This window comes from Enterobacter cloacae complex sp. I2 (assembly GCF_014896205.1).
GTDB lineage: Bacteria > Pseudomonadota > Gammaproteobacteria > Enterobacterales > Enterobacteriaceae > Enterobacter > Enterobacter quasihormaechei.
This window is the reverse complement of sequence record NZ_JADBRA010000003.1, coordinates 104,129-116,401: the sequence shown is the minus strand read 5'-3', so window position 1 is coordinate 116,401 and position 12,273 is coordinate 104,129. Positions and strand designations below refer to the sequence as shown.

The window sequence follows — 12,273 nt, the reverse complement described above, 5'->3', positions numbered from 1 at the left end:
CGCCATCAGGGCGCCGTTTTTACATCTCAGACATCAAAATAGCTGGCTGCGCTCGGTTAAAATCCGTTGATACAGGTCGGCGGTGTGCTCGTCGAAACAGACAAAAATAACTTTTTCCGGCATGGGCTTAAGGGAAAGGTAGTGATAAACGGTATTCACGGCGATATTTGCTGCCGCTTCCTTTGGATAACCGTAAACCCCCGTGCTGATGGCGGGAAACGCCATGGTCTTATAACCGTTATCGGCCGCAAGCCGCAGGCAGTTACGATACGCCTGCTCCAGAATCTCAGCTTCATGATGGTCGCCGCCGTGCCAGACGGGGCCAACGGTATGGATCACCGCTTTGGCCGGGAGATCCCCCGCCAGCGTAATGACGGCATGCCCCGGGGGGCACTCTCCCTGCTGCTGGCGCACGGTTTTGCATGCTTCCAGAAGCTGTGGGCCTGCGGCCCGGTGAATGGCGCCGTCCACTCCCCCTCCGCCCAGCAAGGAGGAATTGGCAGCGTTGACGATCACGTCAACGTGCACCGTCGTGATATCGCCATGAATAACGTCGATTTGCGGTCTCATAAACACCCTCTGCAACCCGCCCTTTTCTTAAGTGTATCGCAGAGGGAGAGGGAGAAAAACCGTCGTGAAAGATACGACTGCTAGCGGTAGTCCACCTGAACAACCGCGAGCGTTTTCTCTTCATTCAGGTATTTCATGGTGACAGCGGCCAGGTTTGAATGAGGATGATGTCCCCGGAGCGCCTCGTCATAACTGATGGTATGCGTTTTCATGCGGTTATTTTCCGGGCAGGAAATCGCAAACTGCTGATGCTGAGGAGCGACTTCGCACGGATCGGCCACCACCGCGCCACGAAAATGAATAACCCCACCATTTTCAATGGTTGCGGAATAAGCCGGAGAAAAAAAAGAGGACAGGATCAGTCCCAGACCAGAAATAATACACGCTGCGGATTTGAACATTATTTGTACTCCTCAATGAAATTCGTCCATGAGGGGTAAAAACGCTCCGTTATGACCTGTGAAGTATCAATTCAAGCAACCCGATTACCGGGTTCTTGATATCAGCATAGCTTACCTGCGCAGCGCCGCCACTTTAATAAATGATTGATTTCATGAATGATTAAAGCGTACTGGCCGGTGCATTCCACTGCTGCGATAAATGGAGCGAATTTTCATCAGAAACGGTGACAATCATTTTTACCGCATCCCCTGAGTAAATATTTAAACCGATCCGCGTTAAATCAATCGGCTGATTAACGGGTATAAGAAGGGTATTTTTCTGCCGCGCCGCCGCCGAACTGTTTCACGTTGATCGACAGTGCAACAAAAAGGCGAGATTTCCGTCTCGCCTTTTTTTATTCACTTACCGCCGAAACGTTCTGGCTCTTCTCGCGTCGGGCTGCCAGCCAGAGGCCGCTGTTCTTCATGGCATAGCCAAACAGTAAACCCAGCATGAGTGAAGGAACCACCAGCTTCCAGTCCCCCTGCCCTGCAAAGGTCGCGCAGGCACCCATGAACGTGCCGGGCACAAACGACAACAGCAGATGTTTTGCCTGAACGCACATCAGGAAGGCCACAATACCGGTCATGACGTAACCCAGGATTTCCATATGCGGTGCCAGCGCGCTGCCTTTCATAATGACCAGCGCCCAGACCACGCCACTTAGCAACGTGCAGCCTGAAATAAACAGCCCTTTGAGACCACCCTGCGGGCAGGCGAAGTAGGCCGTGCAGCCAAGGAAACCGGCCCAGCTCAACAAACCGAGCGACACCGCCACCCAACCCCAGAGGCCGGAAAGGATGCCAGTCGTGATTGCAATACAAAGTAATATATTCATGGTGCGCATCTTAGCAGATGCGCACCCGGGAAATGAGATCGGAAGCACATTACGTGCAAGTTGAAATGTATCGTTGCAGAATTTTTGTGATCTAAGTCACTCTTCGTTCTCTTCTTCCAGCTCATCCCACATGGCAGCGATAGCGTCACGCGTCAGCGGAGCCAGCGTTCTCCAGAATGGTGACGTAGCGTGCGCCTCCACTTTGCCCAGGAAGGTTCCAACCCACGGCAGGAGATACGTTTCGAACAGGGTTTCAATCGCCTCGTTCTCATCGTCACCTGCATTATCTTCAATCCAGGAGGCCGCCAGCAGCAGCGTACCGATATGATCGGCTGGCATATCCGTCAGCGGCATACCGCGTTCTGAGAGAAATGCCCGCACTTCCGCTTCAGTTGCCCCCTCCTGCCAGGCAGAACGATACGGCGACACGCGACACTCTTCCCCCACGAACAGCGCGTTATAATCGGTGGAAATCTGCTGCATATCGCAGCTTTTTTGCAAGCGTTCCAGCAGCTCATCCTGTTCCAGCGGCCAGTTCTGCGCCAGCTTACCTTCACGGATCAGGGTAAACAGCGGAACCAGAAGCGGATCCTGCGGCTGGCGGTAATATAAGGTGCCCAGCACGCGGCAAAGGATGGAAAACTCATTCATGTTTTTATTCCATTAGTCATTAAAGATCGGCAAATTCATCAATCGGCGCCATGCCGCGCGACTCAAGGAAGTCGAGCATACGACGCGGCGTGACGTTCAGGATGCGTTCTTCCGGGAAATTCACGTCCTGCAATATTTTCAGACATTCGCTGAAATCACCCAGCGTAAAGGCCGTGTGAGAATCAGAGCCCAGCGCCACCATTCCGCCCGCGTCACGCACGGCAGCCGCCACGTCGCGACAGTTGGCTTCACTGCCCTTACGCGAGTGCACGAACGAAGAGTTGTTGATCTCCAGCGCCACGCGGTGCTTCGCCGCCGCCTGCGCCACGGCCTGAATATCAATTGGGTATTTAGGGTTGCCCGGGTGGCTGATAATGTGAACGTTGCCGCTGGCGATGGTGGCAATCATCGCTGCGGTGTTGGTCTCTTTATCCTGCGGCGCAAAAACCGGCTCATGGAAACCGGCGAGGATCAGATCTAACGAGGTCAGCATCGGGCCGGTGCAGTCAATTTCACCGTCGGTATTTTTGATATTCGCTTCGATGCCGCGCAGTATCCCGATACCGTCCACCAGACGTGGCCAGATACGCATATTCACAAAATGCCAGTAGTGCGGCGCATCCGCCATATCCGGGCCGTGATCGGTGATCGCAAACAGTTTGATGCCTTTCAGCTTCGCCTGAGCGATATAATCATGGAGGTTACTGTAAGCGTGAGTACTGGCGACGGTGTGCATATGCAGGTCAACGGGATACATCTTTCTCTCCTCTGCGGTTTTTCCAAAGGATAGCAGTTATCAGCGTCGAATATTAGCAAAAACCCGGCGAACGCCGGGTTTATCTCAGTAGCCTCGCTGTCTGTCGACCTGCCCGGTCACCGCGTTGCCCTTCTCTATCTCGCTGATGGTATGCGAGATGTACGCCACGGCCTCCGCCGGTCGCGTCACGGCCGCAATATGGGGCGTCATCGCCACGCGTGGGTGAGCCCAGAGCGGGCTTTCTGTCGGCAGCGGTTCGCGGCTATAAACATCCAGCATTGCGCCTTTCAGCTTACCGCTGTCCAGCGCTTTCAGCAGATCGTCTTCCACCACGTGCACCCCGCGCGCCAGGTTCATTAAGTAGCTATCGTCTGCCAGCTGGTTGAGGAGCGCACCATTGATTATGCCCACCGTTTCCGCGGTATTCGGCAGCAGGTTAATGAGTACCCGTGTCTCTTTCAGGAACGCCGGGAGTTCATTCATTCCCGCAAAGCTCTCGACGCCCGGATAATCCTTACGGCTGCGGCTCCAGCAGCGCAGCGGGAAGCCCCACGGGGCGAGTGCCTCTGCGACTTTCGAGCCCAGGACGCCTGCACCGAGGATGCCGATGGTGAAATCTTCGCGCTGATAATCCGGGAGCGGTTCCCAGTGGGATTGCTGCTTAAAGGCCTGATAATCGTCGAAGCGGCGGAACCAGTGCAGCACCTGACTCACGGCATATTCCTGCATCTGCTGTCCCATACCGGTATCCTCCAGTCGGAACAGGGGAATATCTTCCGGCAGCATTTCAGGGTGAGCCTTCAGCTTGCTCAGGATGGAGTCTACCCCCGCACCGAGGGCAAACACCGCCTTCAAACGGCGGCCCTGTAGCATTTCGACCGGGGGATGCCAGACCAGCGCGTAGTCGGCATGTTCATTATCGCCCCGCTTCCATTCGCGAACGCGTGCGCCAGGCAGTGCCGCCGTGAGCGCGTTGATCCAGTAAGCCGTATCAAAAGTGGGGTGATAGAAGATAATATCCATAGTCATTCCTGCCTTTTATTGCGCTGTTTTATTTTCATTTTCAACTGGATTGCCAGCATAACAAATTTATCAGCGAACCGCGTTGCTGATAAAAGAGGCGCTTTTCGCACATTTCGGAATCAGGTTGCCTGAAGTTTGTATAAACGCGCTAAATTACTGAAAAAGTGGGTTGACGGCAGTACGGCTTTTCCTTACATTAGCGCCCGTCCCGGCAACAACGGGATGACAATATGGTGAGGTGTCCGAGTGGCTGAAGGAGCACGCCTGGAAAGTGTGTATACGGCAACGTATCGGGGGTTCGAATCCCCCCCTCACCGCCATATTTGAAGAAGAGCTCGCATGAAAATGCGGGCTTTTTTTTCGCATATTGCACGTCAGTGGGGGGATTCTAACCCTTTGGCTCCGAGCGAAACGCGTGTCGGGTGGCGCTTCGCTTACCCGACCTACAGGGACTTTACTCCTCCACCATCCGTGCGTACTCTTCGGTGAGAAAATCCACCAGCGTCCTGACCGACGGCAGCAAACCTCGTCTTGAAGGATACACCGCATGGATGACCTCCCGTTTGGGTTCCCACGCATTTAGCACTCGAATAAGTTCGCCTGACGCCAGCTGATCCTTCACCATCAAAATGGGCAGCTGCACCAGGCCTACCCCCGCCATCGCCGCTTCCCGCAGCGCCAGCATGTCAGTGGTCACCAGGCGCGGCGTGAAGTGAACTTCTGCTTTCGCGCCTTCCGGCCCGCTTAACTCCCACTTATGCAGATGCTTACCCGCGCCCATACTTAAACCCGGCCATGCGCTGAGTTCAGAAGGCGCCGTCGGGTTGCCCATCCGTTCCAGCAGTGCCGGCCCGGCAACCAGACAGTGTCCCCTGTCCGCCAGTACCCTTAATACCAGATCGCTGTCATCAAACGGGCGCGGACGAACGCGGATCGCCACGTCCACCCCCTCCGCCACGAGATCCACCCGGCGGTTGGTCGCTTCGAGCTGGAGGTTGATCCCCGGATAGCGCGCCATAAATCTCGCCAGCATCGGCCCCACGTGAACGTGCAGCAGGGTTACAGGGCAAGTGATCCTGACCATACCGCGCGGTTCAGCCTGTAGTGCCGCTACCGCCTCCTCCGCCGCTTCGGCCTCAACCAGCATGGCTTTACAGTGCTGGTAGAACGTTTGCCCCACCTCTGTCACCGTAAACTGCCGCGTGGTTCGCTGTATCAGCCGAACGCCCAGGCGTTCTTCCAGCTGCGCGATCCGACGGCTTAGTTTTGACTTAGGCTGATCGAGCGCCCGACCTGCCGCCGCAAAGCCGCCATGCTCCACCACCTTCACAAACCATACGAAATCATTGAGATCCTGCATACGCCTCCATTGTTCCATTTAAGGAACAGTGAATGTCATTTTCGCTATCTACCGGGGTATTAACCGTGAATATAAGCTAATTACATCAACAGAACATCAGGAGTTAATCATGAAAAACGTAACAGGCGTCTATACCGCCCCTCGTCCGCACTGGGTCGGTGACGGTTTCCCGGTTCGTTCAATGTTTTCTTACCAGACACACGGCGAACCGCTGAGCCCGTTCCTGCTGCTGGACTATGCCGGTCCCTACACCTTTCCGGCAGACGGCGCGAAACGCGGGGTGGGCGAGCATCCTCATCGCGGTTTTGAAACGGTGACCATCGTCTACTCAGGTGAAGTGGAGCACCGTGATTCCACCGGCAGAGGCGGCGTAATCGGCCCGGGCGACGTGCAGTGGATGACGGCAGGCGCCGGCATTTTGCACGAAGAGTTCCACTCCAGCGCGTTCTCGCAGAAAGGTGGTGAACTAAAAATGATGCAGCTGTGGGTCAACCTGCCCGCCAAAGACAAAATGGCGACGCCAGGCTACCAGAGCATCACTAAGGCAGATATCCCGGTGATCTCCCTGCCGGATAACAGCGGAACATTGCGCGTGATTGCTGGCCGCTTTGACGATGTCACCGGCCCGGCGCATACCTTCTCACCGCTGAACGTGTGGGATCTCGCGCTGCACCAGGGCAGCCACCTGACGCTCAATCAGCCCGAAGGCTGGAGCACGGCGCTGGTTGTACTTGAGGGGAGCGTGACGGTGAACGGTACCACGCCCGCCGGTGAGGCGCAGCTGGTCGTGTTGAGTCAGAGCGGTGACAAACTGCATCTCGACGCCAGCAGCGATGCCAAAGTGCTGCTGATGGCCGGTGAGCCGCTGAATGAACCGATTGTGGGCTACGGCCCGTTTGTGATGAACAGTAAAACCGAGATCGCCGAAGCTATTCGCGATTTTAACTCCGGCCGCTTTGGCCAGATCTAAACCTGATAAAGGAGAGCATTATGTCTACACCTGCTAACTTCAACGGTGCGCGTCCCGTTATTGACGTTAATGATGCCGTTATGCTGCTTATCGATCACCAGAGCGGGCTGTTCCAGACCGTTGGCGATATGCCGATGCCTGAGCTGCGCGCCCGTGCGGCGGCGCTGGCAAAAATCGCCACGCTGGCGGAGATCCCAGTGATCACCACGGCGTCGGTTCCACAGGGGCCGAACGGCCCGCTTATTCCAGAGATCCACGCCAACGCGCCGCACGCCCAGTACGTTGCACGTAAAGGTGAGATCAACGCTTGGGATAACCCGGAGTTTGTGGCGGCGGTAAAAGCCACCGGGCGTAAAACGTTGATTATCGCCGGTACGATCACCAGCGTCTGCATGGCATTTCCGTCTATCAGCGCGGTGGCGGACGGATATAAAGTGTTTGCGGTGATTGATGCCTCCGGCACGTACAGCAAAATGGCGCAGGAGATCACCCTGGCACGCGTGGTACAGGCAGGCGTGGTGCCGATGGACACGGCAGCCGTTGCCTCCGAAATTCAGCGGACATGGAATCGTGAAGATGCGGCGGCGTGGGCGGAAGTCTACACCCATATCTTCCCGGCCTATCAGCTGCTGATCGAAAGCTACGGCAAAGCGCAGGAGGTGGTGAAAAACAGCGAAGTGCTCGATTCGCAGCGTTAATGCTGCGCGGTGCGCCATAAGCTGATTAAGGCTTAACCGAACAGGCACGAATGCAGAAAATCTGCTTGACCGCTTTCGCGCAACTCCCTATAGTAGCGCCCCGTTGCCCCCCAAGCGGTCAGGCAGCAAAACAATATGGTGAGGTGTCCGAGTGGCTGAAGGAGCACGCCTGGAAAGTGTGTATACGGCAACGTATCGGGGGTTCGAATCCCCCCCTCACCGCCATATTTAAGATGAGAGCTCGTACGAAAGTACGGGCTTTTTTCTTTTATATTCTCCGTAAGGGGGGGGATGAGAACCCCCGACCGGGTTAGACAACTGGCGCAGCCAGTTGGACAGACTGAGAGCGAAGCGAACAGGCTGCCCGCAGGGCGAGCGAAGCGAGTCAATCCCCCCCAGGGCAGACTGAGCCGCCTCACCGATAAAAGAAAGCCCGTACAAAGTACGGGCCCGTCTTAACCATTCCTCAGCTATTCAGCTTTCCAGCCGGTTGCTTTCCCTCGGGAGCAGGACTCTGGCCGCTATTCAAACCCTCTTCATCCCTGCGATCCTCCAGCCAGTAATCGGCATTTTTTATCCCAAGCCGAACCGGGTCAAACTGGGGATCCAACCCCTGCGCGTTCTGGGTTTCATAGTCTTTCAGGCTGGCAAACGCTTTTTTATGCAACAGAACAATGGCGATAATGTTGAGCCATGCCATCAGCCCTACCCCAATATCGCCTAATCCCCATGCCAGATCCGCAGTGCGGACGGTGCCATAGACGGTGGAAGCCATCAGACATAATTTCAGCAGGAACGTCAGCCACGGGCGGTGAATTTTACGGTTGATGTAGGCGATATTGGTTTCAGCGATGTAGTAGTAGGCAATGATTGTGGTGAAGGCGAAGAAGAACAGCGCGATGGCAACAAAGTAATTACCAAAGCCAGGCATCATACTTTCCATCGCCGTCTGCACATAGCCAGGACCGGCCGCCACGCCAGCAATACCGGTATAGAGGGCAGCACCGTCGACACCCTGGACGTTATACAGCCCAGTAATCAACAGCATAAAGCCGGTCGCGGAGCAGACAAACAGCGTGTCGATATAAACGGAGAACGCCTGAACCAGCCCCTGCTTCACCGGATGGCTTACGGCCGCCGCGGATGAAGCATGCGGCCCGGTACCCTGCGCCGCTTCGTTAGAATAGACGCCGCGCTTCACGCCCCACATAATAGCCTGGCCCAGAATAGCGCCAAAGCCAGCTTCAAGCCCGAAAGCGCTTTTCCAGATCAGCAGAATAACCGCGGGAAGCTGATCGATATTGATAGCGATAATCACGCAGGCGACAATAATATAGCCCAGCGCCATAAACGGAACCACCATACTGCTAAAACTGGCGATCCTTTTCACGCCACCAAAAATAATAAAACTTAACAACAGGGCAAGTAATGCCGCCGTGACGTTCGGACTCAGGCCAAAGGCAATATCCAGACTCGCACCAATAGAGTTTGCCTGCACGCCTGGCAGTAATAATCCGCAGGAGAAAATGGTTACGATAGCAAATAACCATGCGTACCACTTCACGCCTAACCCTTTTTCAATATAAAAGGCAGGGCCGCCACGATATTCGCCGTTAATTTTTTCTTTATAAACCTGACCTAAGGTGGATTCGACAAAAGCAGAACTGGCCCCTAAAAAAGCCACAACCCACATCCAGAAAAGCGCACCCGGTCCACCAAAAGTAATGGCGGTTGCTACCCCCGCGATATTCCCCGTCCCCACGCGACCGGCCAGCGTCATCGTCAGCGCCTGAAACGATGATACGCCTGCCTCGGTAGGGCGTCCCTCAAACATCAGTGTAATCATATGTTTAATATGGCGTAATTGCAGAAAGCGACTACGTAGTGAGAAATAGAGGCCGACACCCAGACATAAAAATATTAACGCCGGGCTCCAGATAACACCGTTAATTGCACTAACCAGTTCGTTCATGTATGACCCTCAGCGTGATGTTCCAGAGGAAACGATCCCCCGGCGTGTTTCTTGTTAGAATTTTGTTTGAACAAGTACGAAACATAGATAATTACCCAGAAGACACCAACTTAATTTTTGCTGCTTAGTCATGTTCTGTGACAACATTCACGTTTGATTTTAACGAACAATTAGCGCGATCATTATATTTATAGATATTTTGTGGGTATTATAAATACATATCACACTTTTTCTTTTTGTATAAAAAACGCGCATAAATAATGGGCGGTAATATTATTAATACCGCAAAACGATTTCTAAATCCTGTTGAATGCTATAGGAAATAAATATGATTCAAACAAACGTCACTGTTTCAGTGGGAATAAACGAAGCTTCCCGGCATGACGCCGGGAAGAAATGGCTTGAAAGAATGATCTTAATCGGAATAGACTTCCAGCGTGCGTTGACACAGCGCTGAGCGGACGCAGTCTTCTTTTGTGAAGCGGACCACCCCAATCATCTCATCTTCCGCAAAACGTGACATGGCATCGCTGAGGCCGGACTTCACGCCCGACGGCAGGTCACACTGGGTAATATCGCCATTGACGATCACCGTCACGTTCTCCCCGAGGCGCGTTAAAAACATCTTCATTTGCGCAGCGGTCACATTCTGAGCCTCGTCGAGAATAACGACCGCATTTTCAAATGTACGTCCGCGCATATAGGCGAACGGCGCGATTTCCACCTTGCCAATCTCTGGTCGCAGGCAGTACTGCATAAAGGAAGCGCCCAGCCGCTTCACCAGCACGTCATAGACGGGCCTGAAGTATGGGGCAAACTTCTCCGAAATATCGCCGGGCAGGAAGCCCAGATCTTCATCAGCTTGCAGTACCGGACGGGTAACGATGATCCTTTCCACGTCTTTATGAATCAGCGCCTCCGCCGCTTTGGCGGCACTGATCCAGGTTTTCCCGCATCCGGCTTCACCGGTTGCAAAGATGAGCTGTTTACTCTCGATAGCATTCAGGTAGTGCGCCTGAGCCTCATTACGCGCCACAATTGGCGATGCGTCGCGGCTGTCCCGCGCCATGCCAATGGATTCTACGCCGCTCATCTGCACAAGCGAGGTGACCGATTCTTCTTCACGCTGTTTATGGCTACGTGAATCCCGTCTCAGCACACGTTTTGCTTCACGACGAGCTTTGATCACTGCTTTTTGTCTTCCCATGGATAGCACCTTGAGTTGTTGGTATTCATCACACGCGCCAGCATCGGCACGATTATGCGCACGAACATCAGAGGGTTGGCTTCCTTGTAAGCCATTGCTTGCATTACCGGATGACGATACAGAACGGCTACGCGCACCGCTATGCACGTCGGTCGAAACAGGTTCTTGAGGTGAAGGAGAGAATTTAGTGGTGAGGAAATCGCTGCCGGAGTCTGAGCCTCCGCGCCGGGTACTGCGGTTGTTGTGTTTACCTTGTCCAGTACAGGACGCAACCATTCGCGATCTCCATAGTGAGTAACATCACTGCCGGGAACTACCGCTGTCTTATCTTAAGTACATCAGGGATTATCATAAATGCAACATTTATTTTACCTGAATGCAACTTTTCAGACTGCCCCTACATGGAAAATCAGTCTCATATAGAAATATTACAGAAATATAACAATAAGATAGTCCAGGAAAAAAATAATGTCCCCGCGAACTGTCGCAGGGACGATTATCAGGCTTCTATCAGACCCTGAGCGAGCCAGGCGTTCGCGTCACGCGCTCCGGGCAGAGCAAAGAAATAGCCGCCGCCGATGGGCTTAATGTACTCCTCCAGCGCTTCGCCGTTCAGCCGCTTCTGTACGGTAAGAAATCCTTTTTCCAGGTCATGCTGATAGCAGACAAACAGCAGCCCCATATCAAGCTGACCGGAGTGGGTCACACCCAGCGAGTAGCTGTAACCCCTTCGCATCATCAGACTGGATTGCGTCTCCCGGGTGCGAGGATTGGCGAGACGAATATGGCTGTCCAGGGCGATGACATCGCCGTTTGGATCGCGCGCGTAGTCGGGTTCATCGTGCTCATGCTTCATGCCGAGCGGCGCCCCGGTTTGCTTATCGCGACCGAAAATCGTCTGCTGCTCTTTCAGCGGCGTGCGGTCCCAGAACTCCACGTGGAACTGGATAATGCGCACCGCCTGGTAGCTGCCGCCCACGGCCCAGGCCGGTTCGCCCTGATCCGCCGTCACCCAGACCACGTTTTTCATCAGCGCGGCATTGCTGCTGTCCGGGTTGGCAGTGCCGTCTTTGAAGCCCAGCAGGTTCACCGGCGTCTCTTTCCCTTTACTGCGGGCAGCGTGGTCAGAGATAAATCCTTCCCGCTTCCAGCGCACGCTGAGCAGATCCGGCGTGTGCTTGATGATATCGCGCAGGGCGTGGATCACCGTATCCTGAGTATTGGCGCAAATCTGAAACAGCACATCGCCGTGGCACAGCGCCGCGTCGAGAGAGTCATTCGGGAAACGCGTCATTTTTTGCAGCGCTTTCGGCTTCTGCTTTGCCAGGCCGTAGCGGTCATCAAACAGCGATTCCCCCACCGACACGGTGATGGTCAGGTTATCGGGAGCAATAAACGCCCCAAGGATCCCGGAATCCATCGGTGGCAGGCGCGGATTCGGTGTTTCCGGCGCCGGACCGCCCGCGGTGAGGAAGGCAATGCGCGTGGTCAGCAGCCTGAACAGACGCGCCAGGTCGGCCTTATCGCTCGCCAGCGAATCGAAAGCCACCAGCATCATCGAGGCCTGCTGCGGCGTCAAAATCCCTGCCTGGTGCTCGCCATAAAACGGCTGCGTCTCCCTGCGCGCATCCGGCGACAGCGTGCCGGGCGCGCTTTGCGGTTTTGCCGCGTGCGCCACCGGACAGCCGCCTGCCAGGGCAAGCGCGCCGCCCAGCGCCCCTACCCCTTTCAACAAACGACGCCGGGAAGGTTCAGCGACGTCGTACTCGTCATGCTTGTTCATCGT

The 12,273-nt window shown here is 54.8% G+C and carries 12 protein-coding genes, 2 tRNA genes and 1 pseudogene; 4 read left to right on the top strand and 11 right to left on the bottom strand.

The window, feature by feature from the left end; genetic code table 11:
• Nucleotides 1-33: 33 nt before the first annotated feature.
• The 7 genes and pseudogenes from ymdB to ghrA form a co-directional block, all read right to left on the bottom strand.
• The gene (ymdB, locus tag IM300_RS03555) at nucleotides 34-570 is read right to left on the bottom strand and encodes an O-acetyl-ADP-ribose deacetylase (protein WP_107535098.1); all 537 of its coding nucleotides are present in this window, start codon (nucleotides 568-570) and stop codon (nucleotides 34-36) included.
• Between the two features lie 80 nt (nucleotides 571-650).
• Nucleotides 651-971: a type 1 fimbrial protein gene (locus tag IM300_RS03550; RefSeq protein WP_063449096.1), complete on the bottom strand. Its 321-nt coding sequence runs from the start codon at nucleotides 969-971 to the stop codon at nucleotides 651-653.
• A gap of 160 nt (nucleotides 972-1,131) precedes the next feature.
• Nucleotides 1,132-1,296 (bottom strand): annotated as a pseudogene (locus IM300_RS03545) (curli assembly protein CsgC); the annotation flags it as partial.
• Nucleotides 1,297-1,366: 70 nt separating this feature from the next.
• On the bottom strand, nucleotides 1,367-1,849 hold the full coding sequence (locus tag IM300_RS03540) for a DUF1097 domain-containing protein (protein WP_074177697.1): 483 nt from the start codon (nucleotides 1,847-1,849) through the stop codon (nucleotides 1,367-1,369).
• Between the two features lie 96 nt (nucleotides 1,850-1,945).
• Nucleotides 1,946-2,500 (bottom strand): molecular chaperone, encoded by a 555-nt coding sequence (locus IM300_RS03535; protein WP_063449098.1) that lies wholly within the window; start codon nucleotides 2,498-2,500, stop codon nucleotides 1,946-1,948.
• A 19-nt stretch (nucleotides 2,501-2,519) separates the two neighbouring features.
• Nucleotides 2,520-3,257: a phosphatase gene (locus IM300_RS03530; RefSeq protein ID WP_193035338.1), complete on the bottom strand. Its 738-nt coding sequence runs from the start codon at nucleotides 3,255-3,257 to the stop codon at nucleotides 2,520-2,522.
• Nucleotides 3,258-3,341: 84 nt separating this feature from the next.
• Nucleotides 3,342-4,280 (bottom strand): glyoxylate/hydroxypyruvate reductase GhrA, encoded by a 939-nt coding sequence (ghrA, locus tag IM300_RS03525; RefSeq protein ID WP_193035336.1) that lies wholly within the window; start codon nucleotides 4,278-4,280, stop codon nucleotides 3,342-3,344.
• Between the two features lie 232 nt (nucleotides 4,281-4,512).
• On the opposite strand from ghrA, the gene IM300_RS03520 reads away from it, so the two are divergent.
• Nucleotides 4,513-4,600: transfer RNA gene (locus tag IM300_RS03520), tRNA-Ser, on the top strand.
• Between the two features lie 134 nt (nucleotides 4,601-4,734).
• Here the strand turns inward: IM300_RS03520 and IM300_RS03515 are convergent.
• The gene (locus IM300_RS03515) at nucleotides 4,735-5,640 is read right to left on the bottom strand and encodes a LysR family transcriptional regulator (RefSeq protein WP_131637200.1); all 906 of its coding nucleotides are present in this window, start codon (nucleotides 5,638-5,640) and stop codon (nucleotides 4,735-4,737) included.
• A gap of 109 nt (nucleotides 5,641-5,749) precedes the next feature.
• Here IM300_RS03515 and IM300_RS03510 point away from each other — a divergent pair, with 109 nt between their 5' ends.
• The 3 genes from IM300_RS03510 (at nucleotide 5,750) to IM300_RS03500 (ending at nucleotide 7,533) form a co-directional block, all read left to right on the top strand.
• Nucleotides 5,750-6,610 (top strand): pirin family protein, encoded by an 861-nt coding sequence (locus tag IM300_RS03510; protein WP_193035334.1) that lies wholly within the window; start codon nucleotides 5,750-5,752, stop codon nucleotides 6,608-6,610.
• Between the two features lie 20 nt (nucleotides 6,611-6,630).
• Nucleotides 6,631-7,308, top strand: coding sequence for an isochorismatase family protein (locus IM300_RS03505; protein WP_064910751.1), 678 nt, complete (start codon nucleotides 6,631-6,633; stop codon nucleotides 7,306-7,308).
• Between the two features lie 137 nt (nucleotides 7,309-7,445).
• Nucleotides 7,446-7,533, top strand: a tRNA-Ser gene (locus tag IM300_RS03500).
• Between the two features lie 241 nt (nucleotides 7,534-7,774).
• On the opposite strand, the gene IM300_RS03495 is transcribed toward IM300_RS03500, so the two are convergent.
• The 3 genes from IM300_RS03495 to efeB all read right to left on the bottom strand — a co-directional run bounded on the left by IM300_RS03495 (nucleotide 7,775) and on the right by efeB (nucleotide 12,270).
• A complete protein-coding gene (locus tag IM300_RS03495) occupies nucleotides 7,775-9,280 on the bottom strand; it encodes a sodium:alanine symporter family protein (RefSeq protein WP_063866332.1) in 1,506 nt (501 codons plus the stop codon).
• Nucleotides 9,281-9,695: 415 nt separating this feature from the next.
• Nucleotides 9,696-10,487: a phosphate starvation-inducible protein PhoH gene (gene phoH, locus IM300_RS03490; protein WP_172807014.1), complete on the bottom strand. Its 792-nt coding sequence runs from the start codon at nucleotides 10,485-10,487 to the stop codon at nucleotides 9,696-9,698.
• Nucleotides 10,488-10,986: 499 nt separating this feature from the next.
• Complete coding sequence (gene efeB / locus IM300_RS03485; protein WP_193035332.1) at nucleotides 10,987-12,270, bottom strand: iron uptake transporter deferrochelatase/peroxidase subunit; 1,284 nt, start codon at nucleotides 12,268-12,270, stop codon at nucleotides 10,987-10,989.
• Between the last annotated feature and the right edge of the window lie 3 nt (nucleotides 12,271-12,273).